The organism is Treponema denticola (genome assembly GCF_024400535.1).
Lineage (GTDB): Bacteria > Spirochaetota > Spirochaetia > Treponematales > Treponemataceae > Treponema_B > Treponema_B denticola_C.
In genome coordinates, this window is record NZ_CP038800.1 from 1863500 (window position 1) to 1883058 (window position 19559).

The following is a 19559-nucleotide window of genomic DNA, read 5'->3' on the forward strand; positions in this document are numbered from 1 at the left end:
TGTATCCGCAAAATTATGGAAGATAAGAGTTCAGCACTTATTTTTTTCCATTTTGCTGATAACAAAAACGAATGGCGGGTAAGTTTTGCACATCGAGCAGAGACACTGCAAACTAGCACAAGTGCAAAACGGTATACCTATCTGTGCGGAATAGAGCATCCCTGCCGGACTGTTGCAGAACGCTTTCATCGTCTAGCAAAACAAGCCGATGCTGCCGATATAACCGCTGCAGATATGCTGGAAGCCTTCAGTGTAGAGGCGCTAAGCAAGGAGTTTTTTGCCGAGTATAAGGTTTTCTATGAAGATTTTGTGCAGTATATCACGGGCAAACGTTATATGAAAGCAAAAGGAAAATCGGGCTATGAAAACAGAGCTGTAGCCGGAGCAAAAGTTCATACAAAAATCTTTGCACGCTTTCAACAAATCTGCAATGGGGATGAACAAAAGGCAGAAAAGAAAGTTCGTGATTATATCAAAAAGATGATGGGACGGCTCGTATTTATTCAGTTCTTACAGAAAAAAGGATGGCTCGGTTGTTCAGACGATAACTGGAATGACGGCGACAGGGATTATTTACAGCATCTTTTTGAAAAATCAAGTACAGAGCAACAAAATAATTTCCTTTCTACCGTACTTGACCCGCTCTTTTTTGGTATGTTGAATACAAATCCCGAAGAACGAAAACACCATTTTAAGAAAAAGGGTTGGGATGCAGCATTGCTTGACCGTTTCGGGAAAGTGCCGTATTTGAATGGCGGGCTTTTTGAAGAGGATCCGGAAGACAGTATTCCGGTTATTTTTCCGGCGGTATTGTTCGGTAATCCTAAGCAAAAGGAGATCGAACGGACTTTCCGTAGCGGTCAAAATACCGGCTATCCGTATGATGCAAGCTGCGGTCTTTTAGATTTTTTCGCCCGTTATAATTTCACTATTGACGAAACCGATCCTGAAGATCGGGAAGTCGGCGTAGACCCTGAAATGCTTGGGAAGATTTTTGAAAATCTTCTGGAAGATAACAAAGATAAAGGTGCATTTTATACTCCAAAAGAAATTGTACAATATATGTGCCGCGAAAGCCTTATAGCATACCTTACCGAAGAAACACAGGACGAACCGGCAATGCGTAATTTGGTCTTAAATAATGACATACAAACGATAAAGGATAAAGATAAAGTTTTATCTGCACTGAAAAATATCAAAATCTGTGACCCTGCAGTCGGTTCGGGGGCTTTCCCGATGGGAATGCTGAATGAACTTTTTGCATGCAGAATTTTGCTGGAAGGAGACATCGCCGATGAAGAAAATCGCTCACGCATTAAAAAGGAGATTGTTCGTGAAAATATCTACGGAGTCGATATTGAAAAAGGCGCCGTTGATATCGCCCGTCTGCGCTTTTGGCTTGCTATCATCGTCGATGAAAAAATACCGCTCCCTCTTCCCAACCTTGACTATAAAATAATGCAAGGTAACAGTTTATTGGAAAGTTATGAGGGTATCTCCTTAGAAAATTTACTGCACCGGAATAAAAATAATCTCTTTGACAATACGGAAGAAAGCATAAAAGCCCTACAAACAGCCATCATCGATTATTATCAACCTAAGACGCATAAATCAAAACAGACTATGAAGCAACAAATTTCTCAACTTGTTTATACATTGCTCAGTGAACAAGGATGGAGCAAAGAGCACGATAAGCTGGCCGATCTAAAAAAGGTATCAATTGATGCAAACAATCAATTCTTCTTATGGCATACTTGGTTCAGCGATGTGTTTAACCGACCCTCAAAACAAGGCTTTGATATCGTGATTGGTAACCCGCCGTATATACAATTACAAGATGATGGCGGTAAGCTGGCAAAAATGTATAAATCGGCTAAGTTCAATACTTTTAATAAAATGGGTGATATTTATCAACTTTTTTATGAAAAAGGCATTGCCCTGCTGAGAAAAGATGGACATCTTTGTTATATTACCTCTAACAAATGGATGAGGGCAGGATATGGAGAAACCAGCCGTAAATATTTTGCAGAACAGACTCAACCAAAGATTCTTGTTGACTTAGCCGGTGAAAAAGGTTTTGAAAATGCAACTGTCGATGTAAATATCTTACTACTGCAAAAGGCTGCATATACTCAAAACACCTGTGCCTTGCGGGGAGGATTGGAGTGTCTAAAAGATAGGAGCGGTTTAGCTAAACAACCAGTACAAGCAATTGAATTTCCTAAAAACGGCAATAGCTGGGTTATTCTTTCAGATATAGAGCAGCGTATTAAGCAAAAAATTGAAACAGTCGGAACTCCACTGAAAGAGTGGGATATAAAAATATATCGAGGCATTTTAACCGGTTGCAATGAAGCATTCATCATAAACAAAGAAAAACGGGATGAACTAATAAAAAAATGTCCTAAAAGTGCTGAGATTATACGCCCGATTCTTCGTGGCAGAGATATAAAGCGGTATAGCTATGATTTTGCAGATACATATTTACTCAATGTACATAATGGTATCCGAGAGAAAGATATTCCTCCCATCAATATTGATGACTATCCTGCTGTTAAAGCACACTTAGATCACTATTGGGATAAAATATCCGTCAGAGATGACCGTGGAAAAACCCCGTATAATTTACGAAATTGTGCATATATGGACGATTTTAATAAGCAGAAAATTATTTGGACTGATATTGCTTGTAAACCATCGTTTGTTTTTTCAGATGAAGAAATATATTTCTTAAATACCGCTTATATGTTAAGTGGGTATCATTTATATTATCTACTGCATATACTTAATTCAAAATTAATAACATTTTATTTTACCCATACAGCGACTGGATTAGGTAATAAAGGATTAAGATTATTTAAAATATTCGTTGAGAAAATACCAATTCCAGTGTATGTAAATTCTGACATACAAAGAAGCTTGGACTCTTACAAGCCAGTCATAAATTTGCAAAGTGAACAGGAGAAGATAAATAAATGGGTGAATCAATTATATCATTTAAATACAGAAGAGATCGGGTATATAAATAGTATAAGTGAATAAATCATTATTGTGTATCATTTTATTTCTCTAAAACCGATTTCATTTTGCTCTTGCTGATTTAATTTATAGAGCTCAAAAATCATCTTATCAAGTAAAATTGCTTTAGCATGTGTGTAATTATTCTGAATATCTTTTACTGCATTTAGGAAGTTAGTTTCTATTTTATCATCAATTGCGATAACTGGAATAGTTTCAAAGAAAATTTTACTTAACTCGCGTGTGCCACCCTGTAATTCAGGGAAGTTATCTCTAAAACAATATTTAAATAAAGATGAATTGAAAAATGCTGTCAAAAAACCTATATATTGCCCCGTAATAATAAAACATTTTTGATTAACGAAAAAATTTTTATCGTCAAATACAAAAGGCAAATATTTGGTCATGTTTGGATAAATAATCTTCTGCTTAGAAAAATTGTCCCAATAAGCTATACTGTCTTGCAGTTCAAACCATTTATTATGTGTCTTTTTTCTGCTACCTTTATTTCCCGATTGTGAAAGTCGGTTTTCACCCCAGCAGTCCTTCCCATATTGGGATAGATACTCTACGTCTGATTTACCAAAATTAAGAAGATAATCTCTGACTGCAGGATACTCATCTATATTGTATTTTCTACTCGGAAAAGTTGCAATTAAATATTTATCGGCAAAATTATACCCATATTTTTTAATGTCCTTGCCTCTTAATATCGGGCGTATAATATCGACAGAATTAGGCGATTGCTTTATAAGCTCGTCTCTTTTAGTCTTATCGATAATAAAAGCTTCATTGCAGCCTGTTTTTATTCCGTAATTGATTCGGATATCCCACTCTTTTAACGGTACTCCAACTTTTTCAATTTTTTCTTTTATTCTTTGTTCTATTGGGCTTAAAATAACCCAAGAAGAATTGCGAGGAAAAATAATGTTTACAGCTTCATTTTTTCGTTCAAGCAAATCGCTGAAAAATAATAATAAATAGTAACCGATAAGAAAAAGCGGAATAAAAACTAGACGATATAATTATTGGAACCGTCATGTACAGGCGGCTCCAAAATCGCAGGATAGAAGCTATTCCGCTATTACCGGATTGTTAAGGCGCTCTTTAATAAACTTATCAACCGTTATACGATGCACATCAAAGATTCTGCCGATTGCAGCTTTTGAAATTTTTTTATTGAGCAGTGCTTCAACTTCCTGCTCTTTTCCGCTTAATTTCAATAAGGAATTTTTACGCCCCTTAGGTCTGCCTAGTACGACCCCTTGCGTTTTCCGCAAAGCTAAGGCTTCTTTTGTACGCTGACTAATAAGCTGCCGCTCAATCTCCGCTGCAAGCGAGAAGGCAAAAGCCAGCACTTTTGAGTTGATATTATCTGCAAACTCAAAGTTTTCTTTAATTGAAAAAATGCGGACATGCTTTTCAATGCAAGCGTTCAAGAAACTCATTACATTTAAAAGACTTCTGCCTAACCGTGAAAGTTCCGGTACAATCAGCAAATCATTTGCATGTAACCGGTCACTTAAAGCTCCCAACTTACGATGCCCAATCGAAATTCCGCCGGACATAACTTCTTCGATAAACTCATCAATAGTAATGTTTCGCTCTTCAGCCCAACGGCATACCTCAAACCGCTGATTTTCCAGCGTTTGTTTTTCTGTACTAACCCGCAAATATGCGTATATCATAGATTACCTCCGCTTTGTAGTATACGCATTAAAGCGATAGTATGCATGGCACCTCAACTTTTATTTTTTCTATACTATATATTTCTTCCTGTGTTAATCCGTATAATTTATATATAAGTTGATCTATTTGCTTTTCAAGTAAATAGGTATTTGCTTGTGGATTTTTCTGCTTAGCTATAAGAATCTGATCAACCAAATCAATAATGGGCTTTTGTTGCTCTTTTGGAGCAAGTGGAATAGGAATATTTCTTATATGCTCAGGATAAATATGGTAGTCACCGCCACGAATATTTGTAAGTAAAATATTTGCATAGTGTGAATTCATAATTGCAAGAATGTATAATAGATGTATCTTTTCAGACAATTTTTCCATTTCATTACGGGTATGATGAGAAAATCTTTTTATACTTGTTGTAATGCTCTTATTTTCAACACCATGTAAATCTTTCCAAAGTATAGCAACAAACATCGCATCGCTTGTTGTATACTCTCCATTTTTATCAAAAACGACTTGTAAATCACCAAGCCGATTAAACATCAATTTCTTTGTAAAATATAACTCTTTGAATGTTGGGCGGCTCAACCTTTTAGGAACACGCATTGTGTTATACTCAAGAAATCTAATTCTTTTTACATGATATCTTTCAATATCTTTCGATTCAATAAACTTCATATTATGAATATCATCTTTTAATTCACTAATTAAATCAGCTTTTACAAATTTATCTTGCACGATTTTTTCATCAGAATTTAGAACCATCCCTTTGCTTATATAGCAAAAATCACCAAGCGTATACATAGTAGCATGACGATTTGTATTTCGTATGTCTTGCGTTAAGTTCCATACTACGGTCTTTTCATCTTGTACAAGTTCCGTGTATGATTTTGTAAATACAACTTTTATGTTATTTTGCTTTGAGTTAAAATTTGAAATACGTACATGATTCCTTGGTAAAACTTTTTTAATAAACAGAATACAATTTGTAACTGTCGCACTTTCAAATACTTTTATACCTTTCAAATCAGTAATCTCAAACAGATCGTACTTAGTGATAATTATTTGGCGAAGCCGTTTGGCATAGTTTTGATTTGTAACAGGATACGGTACAATCTGTGAATAAATACCACCGTTTTTTAAGAGTTGTAAACTTTTTTCTATAAATGGAATATACAAATCCCACTTCTGATATAATGTTTTATATGTTCCGAATTCCAATAATTGATTTCGTTGTTTTTGGAGCCATCTATCTGCTACCTGATTGGGAGCTGAAATATACGGCGGGTTACCAATCACGATATCAAAGCCTTGTTTTGAGGGTCATCAAAATCGGTCAATAATAAATATGGTGTTTGAGCCACAATGAACTTTTACAATTTTTAGGTTCAAACAAACCCGTATATACCATATATCTATATAGAGTTTGTTTTGATATTTCCAATTCTTTTGCAATTTTTGTTTTCTCAACGCCCAATGACATTTGTTCTATAATCCAATTATGACAAGCTGCACATTTCGGATTTAACCGGCAGCGCTCTCCTTGCTTTCGTCCAATCTGTTTGCCTTTAGATTTAGCACAAGCAAGAGCTTCCTTCGTCCTCTGGCTAATCAAATTTCGTTCAATTTCCGCACTTAAACCAAACGCAAACGCCAGAACTTTACTTTGAATGTCATCTCCAAGGCGATAATTATCTTTAATCGTCCATACCCTGCACTCTTTTTTCATGCAAATGTTGAGGATTTCCATAATCATAAATAAATTACGCCCAAGACGTGAAAGCTCTGCACAAATGATTAAATCTCCTTTCTTGACTATATTTAAAAGTTCTCCCAGCTTACGTTTATCATAATTTTTCGTTCCGCTGATGGTTTCTTCAATCCAGCCATCTACATTCAGCTTCTCCCGCGTACAAAAATTCGTAATTTCAAATTTCTGATTTTCAATCGTCTGCTTATCCGTGCTTACTCTGATGTATCCGTATGTCATTGTGTGCCTCGTTTTATAATGTGATATGGATATTGTTCACAGTAGTCCTTTTACATGCAAGAGCTGTGTACGGAATGAGGCTCACCTCAAACCACTGATTTGATTATATTCTCAACCCCAATCAAAAATTTTGTCTAGCTGTTTTGTACTTTGTTTTCTATTATCAAGAATGTTAAAGAAGCCCCTTTGACAATTTTTAAACTGATGCCTATAATATAAATGATGGCTGAATCAACAAAAAAGAAAAGCGATACCTACACGGAAATTCTCAAAAATGCAAAAGCTGAGTTTTTGCAAAACGGTTTTGAAAAAGCATCGATGCGTTCCATTGCCGCAAGGACCGGCATAACCGCCGGAGCTTTGTACAAACACTTTCCATCAAAGGCGGCAATATTTGAAGCTCTCGTAGAGCCGCTTATCGGACAAACCTTAAGTATCGGTTCCGATTTTTCCAAAATTGCAATACATTTATATGAAACTAAAGACTTTTTATCAACAAAAGAAGCAATACGCATATCGTTGCAAAATTTATGTACGCTGGTTTACAATCACTTCGATGATTTTAGGCTTTTATTTAACCGCTCGGCGGGAACAAAATACGAAAATATCCGTCACGAATTCGTAATGGCAGATGTTACAGCGTGCAAAAAATTCATTGCCGACTTAAAAAAACGAGGTATAAAAGTCCGATCCTTAAACGACGATCAGCTTCACTTAATTTACAGCACCGCCTTAACACCTCTTTTTGAAATCATCACACATGAATATTCGTATAAAGAAACCCAAGGCTTCATAGACATATTAACCGATGTGATGTATTTTTGCTGGAATAAAATTATGCAGCCGGAAGCGGAAATAAACAGATAAAATACTATTTTTTCCTCTTGACAAATTTTTAATGTATGGCTATACTAACAACTGGTAAACAGCGTTTACTAATTGTTAGTATTACAAGAGGATTGTACAATGAAACTTGAAAGTTTGCATATATTTTTTAAAAAGATCGGTGAGTTTCAATTAAAATACCGCTGGCTTTTACTCATCTTATTGACAGCTATAAGCATATTTGCCGCAATGGGCTTAAAAAAGTTTAGAGCCACATCAATGACCGAAGAAGTTTTTGTAAACATTACGAAGAATATGAGAAAAAATGAAGACAGGTTTAAAGAGCTTTTCGGCAGCAATGACACCATAGTTTTGCTTATAGAATCCGATGATGTTTTTAAGCCCGAAGTTTTAAAAATGATTAAAGAAATCGGAAACGAACTTTTAGAAAAAATTCCGTACGCCGATTCGGTTACTTCTATCACCGATATCGATATAAGTATCGGAACGGAAGAAGGAATCGAGATAAAAAATCCCTTTAAAGACGGTATCCCTGAAGATCCTGCCGAACTTAAAAAAGCAAAGGATTTTATCCTATCCAGAAAATCCATCGTAAATAAACTTGTTTCAAGCGATGCAAAAGAAACCTGGCTTGTTCTTTCGCTTAAAGCAACCCCGAGTAGAGAAGAATGGATGAAAACTTCGGATAAGGAGCTTATGTATATCATGGGAGAAACCGCTATCGATATCGTAACAAATCCCAAATACAAAAGCTCTGCCTACACAATAAAACCTGCAGGTCTTCCCTACACTGAAACGGAAGAAAAGATTGTTATGAACGCAGATATAAAAAAATGCGTAAGTCTTAGTTTTATGTGTATGATAATTCTTCTCGTTATTTTTGCACGCTCGCTAAGAGGTACGATAGTACCTATCATAGCCACCACAGGTGCAATAGTTTCAGTTTTAGGTTTTATGGGGCATTTAAATATTGAAGGAAGTTCCGAAATGCTTTCCGTTCCAATAATTCTTGCAATGGCTCTTTCGGTAGGCTACTCAATTCACCTTGTAAATTCTTTTAGAAACAGCTTTTACGCAATAGGAAAACGTAAAGAAGCCGTTATCGATTCAATAGAAAATACGGGCTGGCCTTTATTTTTTACGGTTGTTACGACAGTTGCTTCCGTTTTATCGTTTTTAACGGTTGACCTCGAGCCGATGCATTGGATGGGGCTTGCAAGCGCCGCTATGGTTTTTGCAGTTTATGTCTATGTGAGCATCTTAATTCCTATTTTGATGAGTTTCGGAAAGGACTGTCCTCCTGAACAAAATAAGAGTGCAATAAGATATAAAAAGCTGGATTCTTTTTTTGAAAAGTTCGGAAGGTCCGTATTAAAAAAACGAAAACCGATTTTAATTGTTTTTGCACTTGTAACAGTCCTTTGTCTTCCCGGTATTTTTATGATAACCGTAAACATGGACAGTTTTAACTTTATGGGAACAAGAATTCCTTATGTAAAACGCATTTATGAAATTACACATTCTCAATTGGGAGCCTATTTTAACTATAATGTGATGCTGACATTTAAAGAAGAAAATGCAGTAAAAAAACCGGAAAACTTAAAAAAGCTGGAGGAGTTAAGCCGCCACATATCGGGCTTTAAATTGACAAAATTGAATAACGGAGTCCCGAAAATATTTTCAATTTTGGATGTTGTAAAAGATATGAATCAAACGATGCATGCCGATGATCCGGCCTTTTATACCATACCTGAAGATGAAGACCTCTTAGCCCAACTTTTATTTTTATACGAAATATCGGGTGGAGAAACTTCCCACTGGGTTGATGACGAATTCAGAACTCTCCGTATGAACGTAGATGTCGCAGCCTTTGACGGAAATGAACTTGCCGCCAATTTGGAAAGCGTGTATAAAAAATGTGCTGAACTTTTCCCCGATGCCGAAACCTTTTTAACAGGAGCTGCAGCCCATGCCGCAGAAATGAATAACAAAATAGTATATGGGGAAATAAATTCTTTTTTTACATCTCTTGCAGCAATCGGTGTTTTAATGATGATTGTATTCGGAAGTATTAAAATGGGACTCATAGGTCTTATACCTAACATTATGCCCATTATTACGACAGGAGCAATTATGGGCTACTTCCATGTTCCTCTTGACATGGTAACAATGGCACTTATGCCGATGGTTCTCGGTATAGCGGTAGATGACACAATCCATTTTACCAACCATACAAAGTACCTATTTGAAAAAGAAGGCTCTTATGATAAAGCAATTGTCGGTTCTTTTTATTCCATAGGAAAGACACTTGCTATGACTACGATAATTTTGTCGGTTACTTTTTTAATGTACATGGCGAGCAAAATAGATGCATTCCTGCGTTTAGGAATTTTAGCGTCAGTAGGTCTCTTTTCGGCCCTCATTGCCGACTATCTGATGACACCCGTATTGATTTATATTTCAAAACCTTTCGGAAAAGAGAAAAAATAATTATGAACTACTTACACATGGAGGTATTATGGATATCTTAAAAAAACATATCGGCGCAATCATCGTTCCGGTGGTTTTCGCAATTATAGGTGTTGCCTGCGGCATTGTTCCGTACTTTGCTGTTGCATCTATTGTGACAGAGCTGATAAACGGTGTCACGGATTACCGCGTTTTATTGCCGTATGCAGGGCTTATTCTTGCAGGGTTTGCAGGGGCGCTTATCGGGCATTCTATATCGACAATCGGTTCCCATAATCTTGCGTTCAGTGTCATCGAAGATACGCGGAAAAAGGTTGTGGAAAAACTGAGCCGCCTTTCGATGGGCACGATAGAAGAAAAAAGCAGCGGCAAGTGGTCTCAATTTGTGGTAGAAACACTTGATAAGATGGAAAAACCGATTGCACATGTAATCCCTGAAGTATTGGCGAATGTGCTCATTCCGGTTGTCATTGTCGTTATCATTTTTATATTAAATTGGAAGATCGGTCTTGCAAACCTTGTAACACTGCCGCTCGGTATACTTTTTTCGATGCTGATGATGAAAGATTACGAAGCAAAGTCCAAGCGGTACATTGAAGCGTCAAAAAAAATGAATGCTGCCGCCGTCGAATATATTCAGGGCATCAAAGTTATTAAGGCTTTTAATAAATCGGCTTCATCCTATGATAAATTTCAAAAAGCAGTGGAGGACAATCGGGACTCTATGCTCGACTGGTATTTAAGCGTATGTTTTGCCATGATAGCTGCGATGGAGGTTCTGCCGTCTACGCTCCTTATCGTATTACCGGTAGGACTTTACCTCTTTATGACCGGAGGGATTACAATTCCTACGCTGATTATGTGCATATTGCTTTCGTATGCGTCGTACAAGCCGCTTTTAAAAGCGATGGCCTATACGGATGCGATGGCAAATGTGCGTGTCGTATTCGGGGAAATAAAATCGGTGCTCGATTTACCGGAACTGATACGGCACGATACGGCTCCCGATCCGCAAGGCTTTGATGTGCGCTTTGAAAATGTGATATTCGGCTACGGCGGAACACTGTGCGAAACGGACGGTGCAGCTGCCAAGGACAGTACAAAGGTGTTCGATGGATTGAACTTTACCGCCAAAGAAGGCCAGCTGACTGCGATTGTCGGCTCTTCCGGCAGCGGCAAATCTACCATCGCAAAACTGCTGGCAGGCTTTTGGAATATCGAAAGCGGACACATCACCATCGGCGGCGCTGACATCGGCAGCATGAGTTTGGAACGGAACATGCAGCTGGTTACATATGTGTCGCAGGAAAATTTTTTATTCAACAAGAGCATTCGGGAAAATCTCAGGATGGCAAAAGAGAATGCAACGGACGAGGAAATTGAAACCGCATGCAAAAAAGCAAGCATCCATGATTTTATCAAAAGCCTGCCTAACGGGTATGACACCAATGCGGGAAACGCAGGCAGTAAGTTTTCAGGCGGTGAACGTCAGCGGCTCACCATTGCCCGTGCGCTGCTCAAGGATAGTCCCATTGTCGTACTCGATGAGGCCACCGCCTATTCCGATCCTGAAAACGAAGCTATTATCCAGCAATCAATCGACAACCTCGTAAAAGATAAAACCGTCATTATGATTGCACACAGGCTTTCCACTATTGTCAATGCCGATAAAATCATCGTGCTGGATAAGGGCCGGATTGCCGCAGAGGGAACGCATACCGAACTGTTACAAGATTCGCCGCTCTATCAAAAAATGTGGCAGTCCCATATCAGCGGCAGGGATAACGGATAATTGGAGGAATGCTAAAATGTTTGATTTATTGAAAAAGATATACACGATTGCGGGAAAGCAATCAAAGCGCATAACAACGATGTTTATCTGCGATATGCTTAAAAGCATATTCGAAGGATTCACTCTCGGCGGACTCGGATATTTTTTGCTGACGCTGAGCCGAGCAGTGTTTCAGGCACAGCCGGTTACAAAGAGCAATATCATTACGGTGTTCTGTATTATGCTTATCGGCATAATAGGAAAGATTATCTTTGGGTATATTTCCGACCGGAATAAAAATATCGCATCGTATACGATGGGAGCTGAAAATCGGCTCGTCATCGGAGATAAGCTGAAAAACGTGCACATGGGATATTTTTCCGAAAGCAGACTTGGAGATATTTCCGGCGCATTAACAACGGTTATCACAGATGTTGAAACAATCGACATGATGATTCTCGAAATGATGTTTGCAGGAAGCATTCAAACGGTTATCATGGCACTGTTCGTATTCCCCTTTGATATGGTAACAGGCTGCATCATTTTTGTTACCCTTGCAGTAGCGATTGTATTCAATAATCTGTTCCAAAAAAAGACGGATGCGGTAACGACAAAACTGACTGAGCTTAAGCTGCAGCTGCGTACCGATATTTTGGAGTATGTGCAAGGAATCGGCGTGGTAAAGGCGTTCGGCAGAACAAGCGAAGCACTCAAAAATGTGACAGAAAGTATTAAAAAAAGCAAGACAGGTTTCTTTGCCGTAGAAAAGACTCTGACACCTTCATTGCTGGTTTTTTCTTTGCTGCTAAAATTAGGAACAACCGCAATTATCGTGAGCGCCTTATACCGCTATTCGATTGGGACTATAGATATTGAAAAAACGCTGATGCTGATTGTCGCGAGCTTTGTGGTATTCGGCGGTTTTGAAATAGCCGGTACAATGCAGAGAATGCGCGGTGTTGCGGTGCAGAATTTGGATACGCTCTTTAAGGTTAAAAATATTCAAGCCTTACCGGAAGGTTCGCTCCGGCCCCATGGAAATGACGATATTACCGTCAAGAATATCACCTTCGGATACGGCGGAAAAAAGAACACTGAGGAAAAGCTCTTCCGCAACTTGGATGTGTATATTCCGAAAAACAGTGTAACCGCATTGGTCGGCTATTCAGGTTCGGGGAAGACAAGCCTTTGCCAGCTGATTGCCCGTTTTTGGGATGTTGATGCAGGTGAAATAAAGCTCGGCGATACCAATATAAAAGATTTTGCATACGATACATTTTTATCAAACTTTACTTTTGTATTTCAGGATGTGTACCTATTTGAAGACACGATAAAGAACAACATCAAATTCGGAAAACCGGATGCAAGCGATGAAGAAATTATCGCTGCGGCAAAAGCAGCGCAATGTCACGATTTTATTATGGAACTGCCGGACGGTTACGATACCGTGCTGCAGGAAGGCGGAAGCAATCTTTCAGGCGGAGAGCGCCAGCGTATTTCCATTGCGAGGGCAATGCTCAAGCCTAGCTCCATTGTTATCCTCGATGAAGCAACTTCAAGTGTAGACCCCGAAAACGAAGAGAAATTGATGAGAGCCCTCGATGAGCTTTTAAAAAACAAAACTGCAATCATCATTGCACATAGGCTTTCAACTATTAAAAACGCAGATCAAATATTTGTCATGGATAAGGGAAATATCGTACAGCACGGCAAACACTCCGAGTTGATGCAGCAAGACGGTATTTATGCTCACTTTGTCGGTATGCGCGAAAAAGCTGCATCGTGGCAGGTGTAGCTCCCTAAGGTACGGAAGCATAGCTCCATAAAGTATGGACGCATAAGCCCATAAAGCATGGGTGCATAGCTCCATAGAGTATGGAGGCATAGCCCCATGCAGCAGGGACGCATAATGGTAGACCGTCTATCATTATAAGGATAGGCTGTCTACCATTATAAGGATAGACCGTCTATCACGGTAACGATAGGCAGTTTATCTATATAGTGATAGACTGATTGACGGTAATGGGTTTGAAGATTGTACATTCCGTGTACGGTTTTCAAAAGATTAAATAGCCTTCCGCATATTTTATGCGGGAACAAAGGAGAAAAGATAGGAGGTTTGATAAACAGTTCGGCAGGAATTCAGCCTCACTGTTTATCTGCCGAGTTTGCCTTTCGGCAAACGTCGCATTATTGTATGTAGTTTTGCATACAGCAAAACTACTTGAAAAAACTCTTTTCGCAAATTTATATTTGCTGCAAAAAGGTTTTATAGGAGTTTTTTATGAAAAGAATAAAACATTTGATTGCTCTTGCCGTGTTTGCGGCAGCAGCTGTGAGCTTTGCGTTTGCACAGGAATTAACGGGAAGAGAAATAATGCAAAAAGCAAGTAACAGGGAAAAGGCCGTAACCGATTCTTTTAAGATGAGGATGACCCTTATAAACTCAAGCGGAAAAAAAAGAGTTCGGGAAGTTACAGCCTATTCAAAAGATTACGGAAATGAAGAAAAAACGGTTATGGTGTTTTTACTTCCTGCAGATGTAAAAGGAGTCGGCTATCTTTCATACTCATATGATGATGAATCAAAAAGCGATGACCGCTGGCTTTATATGCCTGCATTAAAAAAAGCTAAGCGCATAAGCGGTTCATCAAGCCAAGACTACTTTATGGGAACGGATTTTACCTATGATGACATGAGCGGCCGCAAGGTGGACGATTATAAACATACTCTTTTAGGCGAAGAAAAAATCGATTCCAAGGACTGCTGGAAAATCGAATCCGTTCCGGTAAAAAAATCCATGTACTCGAAATATGTTTCATGGATAGACAAGGAATCCCTTTTAAACATAAAGGCGGAATTTTATGATGAGCAAGGTTCTATTTTAAAGGTACTTACCGTCAGCGGTATCGAAAAAAAAGACGGTTTTTGGACAGGCAATAAAATGGAAATGAACAACCTGCAAAAAAAACATAAAACCTTAATTGAAATTCTAAAACATGAATTTAACAAAGAGATACCGGATTCTTATTTTAGAGTCAATTCGCTTGAGGAAGGGAAGATTAGGTAATACTTTTACAAAAGGCTTCTTTTAAAAAGGATGTGTTAATATGGATATAATCAGGGCAATATTGGACGGCATAGCGATGGCGGCCATATTTAACGGTTCGGCGGCGGCTCTTGTAATAGCTAACCCAAGATATTTGATGGATTCATATCCTAAGGGGATTCAAAAAGCTGCGCCTGAACCGATGAGTAAAAAAGAAAAACGGGTAAATAAAATATTTACGGTTATAGTAATGGGAGCGTGCTGGCTTTATGGAGTAAGCAGTACATTATATGGTGGAATTCATACATTTAGGCTACTATTTTGTACCGCATATATTCATTGGATTATCGTTAATTTCGGAGATTTTTTCTTGTTGGATTGTCTTTTATTCCAAAAGTGGACTAAGCTGATTGTCATTCCGGGAACAGAAGATAACCCAATCTATCAAACAAAAAATTGGATGAAGGTTATAGGAATACCGGAGCATTTTTTGTTGTGGCCGTTTATAATAGTGCCGTTTTTTTCTCTGGTTCAAACAGGCATTGTAATGCTAATACAATTTCTGTTTTCCTTCTAAAAGTACACAGCAGAAAAAGATTTCTTACGGTAAGCTGTATCGAAAAAACCTTTTTCAAAAAGTTTTTATGGGAGGTATAAAGATATGAAAACAATACGAAAATACAGACAAGCGTTCTTGTTAGGTACTACATTCTGTATGTTATTTTTTGCATTAACATTTCCTTGCGGTGCGCAGGAAGCAGGAGGAACATTATCCGAATATCAAGCAGCCGATAATTCAGATGATGAAGAATTTACTGATGATTTGGAAGATGACAGCGGAAAACCGGTATTTACGGTAAGCGGAAAACTGGAAACAGCCCACGGTCTTAGATGGAACAAAGGAGCCGAGTACAGTCTGTCCCGTTCTATTGCTCAAATAAAAGGAGAAGTCCTTGCAGGTTCGGCCTATGCCTTTCTTTCAGCCTCGGCAGAATACAATTACCGCAATCCCGCACGCACGGGCTTTAAACTTAATGAAGCCTATTTCCGCTATTCGGGCGAGATTTGGGATTTAAGTTTCGGAAGACAGCTCATCAACTGGGGACAGGCAGACGGCTTTTCCCTTACCGATGTACTGAGTGCAAAAGATTCTTCCGCCTTTTTAGCTCTTTCTTCCGATGATACAAAACTCGCATCGGACAGTATCCGCTTGCGCTTTTTCCAAGATATTTTTACATTTGAAGCGGTCGCCGTACCGTTTTTTACACCGAACAAACTGCCGCGTTTCGGCTTTGAAGACGGTGCAAAGAACGACCTATACTATATCGATACGCCGGACACTTACGATACCAAGACACCTCTCGGCTCAATTCCAATTAAGTACACAAAAACCGAAAGCGCTAAACCTAAGATGTTTACCGACACGGAAGCTGCCGCCCGTTTTTCTTTCTTCTTACCCGGCATAGATTTTTCCGTTTCCGGCTTTTACGGCTGGGATAAAAATCCTCGCTTTGTAAAAAGCGGCTATGCGAAAAAAGGACTTTTTAATCCTGCAGGTACGCATCATCCGCTTTTAAATCCATACGTACCGAAAGAATTGCACACCAATTTAAACGAAGAATATTACCGTATCGGAATGGCTGGTATTGACGCGGCGATTCCTGCAGGAGATATAACGATCAGGCTGGAGACCGCTTATATCGGAGGCCGGTATTTTGAACCGAAGAATTTGCTTACAGAAAAGTCTATCAATGATTTAAAAATACAGACACCTGATGATGTTACGCTTGAGTTTAATTCAACAATTAAAAAACACCAGCTATTGGCACTCGCAGGACTCGATTGGATTAAGAATTCTTGGACGCTTAGTGCACAGTATTTTGAAGACCTAATTTTGAACCATAAGGACGATATAGAAAGGCCGATGCACAAGGGCTTTGTCAGCATCAATATAAGCAAAACATTTTTGCGGGACACGCTCAAAGTTTCTGCAAGCGGAGCAGCCGATATAAACTACGGCAGCACATCAAGCACTTATTCGGTTGACTATGCCCTTACCGACAACATGCATGTAATTTTGGGCGGAGACATTTACACCAAAGGCTATGACGGCAAGGGAGACTTTGCACAATTAAACAAGATAAGTTCTATATGGGTTAAGGGACGATTTAACTGGTAATACCAGTAAGGGGGGCCTCGAAAAACTTCAGTTTTTTGAGGTTTTCCTTAGTCTTTTTTTAGCTTAATAAGTATAAATGCAGCAAGAAGCTGAGGCTGCCGCATCTATAAAACCTGATATTTTAATTTTGGATTTCTCTTTGTTCATATAAAATTAATTCCTTATTATTTATAACTTATTATGCCCCTTAAATTATAACAAAAAATGACTATTTTGCACTTGCCTTTTAGCCTATTACAAGCACCAAAAACCGCCTTATTTTAAGCTATAACTACCAACTAAAGACAACAAAATGAGTTCCTTTGCTATAATAATTGGGGTATTTTATTATTTATAACTTATTATACCTCACAAATTATAACAAAAAAAATGACTTTTTTAAACTTACCTTTAGATAGATTTTTTGATCGGAAAGTTTTACATCCCTTTTTTGAAGATAAACTATAGTTTTCTGTTATTTTTTTAGTAATTTCATTTTTGCAAAGCATTTAAACCGTTTATCATATTTATTATAAAACCTTTCCGATACACCATCTATTATAACATTTCCATCTTTATCTTCTTTTTGAGTTGCATCAATAAAATAGATGTTATTGTTGATAGTTTTAATGTAAATTCCTATATGGGTGGGTATATCATTATTATCTTCTTCACTCATGAACATTATATCACCTTCTGCAGGTGTATCTGTAAATACTACATAATGCTTAAAAAGAGCCTTGACATTTGCATCTTTAAACAACAAATCATATTTAATATTATCAGAAATGGCATATCTATAACATTGTACAACTAAACCAGAACAATCAATTTCTATTACGCCTGTATGTAAATTATCTCTTCCGCCCCATACATATTTAGTATTAGCATTGGCGTATTTACGAGCATAGAAAACTACTTTTATACCAATTTCATTTGAAACAGAAATAGAGAATTGGCAAGATGTAATGATAATAATAAATACGCATAATAACATTTTCTTTTTCATAATTACCATCCTATATAAAATGATGAACAAAAAGATTCACTAGAATTTTTTTGAAAGGTCGCTTGTGTTAAATACCCATATTGATTATACATAGGGTAACCGTTTAGCTCAAACTTATCTTCAGTTAATCTTTCAATAAAAACTACAACAGCATATTGCCACCCTCCTTTTTTTTCATTATAGAAGCAACCTCCTCCAAAAATATTTAATCTTTCCCCGACATTTATTCTGTCTTTAAAAACATTAAACCATTCATATTGATAAGTATATGTCATTTTACCCCAATACCAGGTATTTAACAAGCCCTTATTTGGTGTAATTTTTCCTGTTACAGTAACATTTTTTAGTTCAGCATCATGTAAAAAAGCTTCTCCAGATTTCTTTATTCTAAAGATTTCCTTTCCATCGTTTTTTGCTAAAATTCCTACATCTTTATTAATCTCCACCTCAAAATCATTTTGGCTTTGTTCATCACTATCTACTTTAATTTTTTTTGCAACAAGATTTTCTAAAAAAGCCTCACTAGTAGTTAATTTTTTAATAAAACTATTATTGGCGATAAGATTTTCAACAAAAGTTTTTTTTGTTGTAAGTTCTTTTAGAAAAGCAATGTCACTGGCTAAATTTTTAATAAACGCCTGATTGACTAAAAGCTCATCAATCATCGCTTTTTGTGCTACCAGCACCTTAGCAAACAACGCCCCGAAGTGCCCCGTCTGCTGTTTTAGTTCCTCAATCTCAAATAAGTGAACTAAACACGCCTGATACTCTTTTGCATAGTTTACTTCCGGTTGAAGGTTTAACCATTGAGCTCCCGTCCAGCGGTAACACACCCCGACCTTCCAGCCGCCTATAGTTTTGCCCGAAAGCACCCAATCGCCGGGATTAGCGTCTACGGCTCCGAGTCTTTCGCCTTTCGTGATAATGGCCGTTCTTGTATCTGGAACAGTTTGAACCACTCCCAGATACTTAGGCGTAACCCCTGATACGATATTTTCAAGCTGCTGGACCGGCGTTCCTTTTGTTACAAGGCGGTATAAACCCCTGATTTCCGGCTCGGTTACAACTGCCTTATACATTCTAACTTCATCAAAAGTAGCGTGCGTTCTTCCTCCGCCGAGCGTGAAGCCTTCGGAAAAATCCACAGGGTAATTGCCTGCGCTAAGTTCTGCTTTTAATTCTGCGTTCTTGTAGATTTTGAAAAAGCTGTTTTTTGAGAAAAGAAAGCACCAATGGGTTTGCTCTTGGTCGTCTTTAATGTCGGTTACGGTTTTTGTTCCGGCAAGTTCGATTGTTAAAAAGTCTGTTGCCTGGTCAAAGTAGGCTTTAATGTTTGCCGTCTTAAAAATACCCCTGTAGTCGTCTGCTTCTACGACTCCGTCCCATTGCCGCCAAAGCGAGATAGTAAGCTCATTTCTGTTGCCGGCAATCGGCATAGTACCTGCCCCTGCAGGTAAATAAACGGCGTTACCGGAGACGCCTTGAACGATTTGAGCGTCGGCGGGAAGTGTCATATTTGCCCCGTTTGCGTAGTTGATTATTTCCATTTGCTTTATCTCCTTTTTT

13 protein-coding genes and 1 pseudogene are annotated in these 19559 nt (G+C 38.1%); 8 read left to right on the plus strand and 6 right to left on the minus strand.

The window, feature by feature from the left end; translation table 11 throughout:
* Positions 1-15 precede the first annotated feature (15 nt).
* Positions 16-3042, plus strand: coding sequence for an Eco57I restriction-modification methylase domain-containing protein (locus E4N78_RS08840; RefSeq protein ID WP_255810195.1), 3027 nt, complete (start codon positions 16-18; stop codon positions 3040-3042).
* 14 nt (positions 3043-3056) lie between these two features.
* On the opposite strand, the gene E4N78_RS08845 is transcribed toward E4N78_RS08840, so the two are convergent.
* From E4N78_RS08845 to E4N78_RS08860, 4 genes and pseudogenes are all read right to left on the minus strand, one after another.
* Complete coding sequence (locus E4N78_RS08845) at positions 3057-3977, minus strand: TaqI-like C-terminal specificity domain-containing protein (protein ID WP_255810196.1); 921 nt, start codon at positions 3975-3977, stop codon at positions 3057-3059.
* A gap of 114 nt (positions 3978-4091) precedes the next feature.
* Entirely contained in the window at positions 4092-4706 is a 615-nt protein-coding gene (locus E4N78_RS08850) for a master DNA invertase Mpi family serine-type recombinase (protein WP_253681775.1), read from the minus strand.
* Between the two features lie 28 nt (positions 4707-4734).
* Positions 4735-6006: pseudogene (locus tag E4N78_RS08855) on the minus strand (Eco57I restriction-modification methylase domain-containing protein); the annotation flags it as partial.
* 31 nt (positions 6007-6037) lie between these two features.
* Positions 6038-6691: a master DNA invertase Mpi family serine-type recombinase gene (locus tag E4N78_RS08860; RefSeq protein ID WP_255810199.1), complete on the minus strand. Its 654-nt coding sequence runs from the start codon at positions 6689-6691 to the stop codon at positions 6038-6040.
* Between the two features lie 219 nt (positions 6692-6910).
* On the opposite strand from E4N78_RS08860, the gene E4N78_RS08865 reads away from it, so the two are divergent.
* The 7 genes from E4N78_RS08865 (at position 6911) to E4N78_RS08895 (ending at position 17005) form a co-directional block, all read left to right on the plus strand.
* Positions 6911-7558 (plus strand): TetR/AcrR family transcriptional regulator, encoded by a 648-nt coding sequence (locus E4N78_RS08865; RefSeq protein ID WP_255810200.1) that lies wholly within the window; start codon positions 6911-6913, stop codon positions 7556-7558.
* A 99-nt stretch (positions 7559-7657) separates the two neighbouring features.
* Positions 7658-10027: an efflux RND transporter permease subunit gene (locus E4N78_RS08870; protein WP_255810201.1), complete on the plus strand. Its 2370-nt coding sequence runs from the start codon at positions 7658-7660 to the stop codon at positions 10025-10027.
* Between the two features lie 28 nt (positions 10028-10055).
* Positions 10056-11798, plus strand: coding sequence for an ABC transporter ATP-binding protein (locus E4N78_RS08875; RefSeq protein ID WP_255810203.1), 1743 nt, complete (start codon positions 10056-10058; stop codon positions 11796-11798).
* 16 nt (positions 11799-11814) lie between these two features.
* Positions 11815-13572, plus strand: a complete 1758-nt coding sequence (locus E4N78_RS08880) for an ABC transporter ATP-binding protein (RefSeq protein WP_255810204.1) — start codon at positions 11815-11817, stop codon at positions 13570-13572.
* A 489-nt stretch (positions 13573-14061) separates the two neighbouring features.
* Positions 14062-14847 carry an outer membrane lipoprotein-sorting protein gene (locus E4N78_RS08885; protein ID WP_255810205.1) on the plus strand — a complete coding sequence of 262 codons (786 nt, stop codon included), beginning with the start codon at positions 14062-14064 and terminating at the stop codon, positions 14845-14847.
* A gap of 40 nt (positions 14848-14887) precedes the next feature.
* Complete coding sequence (locus E4N78_RS08890) at positions 14888-15403, plus strand: hypothetical protein (RefSeq protein WP_002668396.1); 516 nt, start codon at positions 14888-14890, stop codon at positions 15401-15403.
* A gap of 84 nt (positions 15404-15487) precedes the next feature.
* Positions 15488-17005 (plus strand): capsule assembly Wzi family protein, encoded by a 1518-nt coding sequence (locus E4N78_RS08895; RefSeq protein WP_255810207.1) that lies wholly within the window; start codon positions 15488-15490, stop codon positions 17003-17005.
* A gap of 454 nt (positions 17006-17459) precedes the next feature.
* On the opposite strand, the gene E4N78_RS08900 is transcribed toward E4N78_RS08895, so the two are convergent.
* The gene (locus tag E4N78_RS08900; protein ID WP_255810208.1) at positions 17460-17993 is read right to left on the minus strand and encodes an NlpC/P60 family protein; all 534 of its coding nucleotides are present in this window, start codon (positions 17991-17993) and stop codon (positions 17460-17462) included.
* Between the two features lie 2 nt (positions 17994-17995).
* Positions 17996-19540 (minus strand): LamG domain-containing protein, encoded by a 1545-nt coding sequence (locus E4N78_RS08905; RefSeq protein WP_255810209.1) that lies wholly within the window; start codon positions 19538-19540, stop codon positions 17996-17998.
* Positions 19541-19559: the final 19 nt, after the last annotated feature.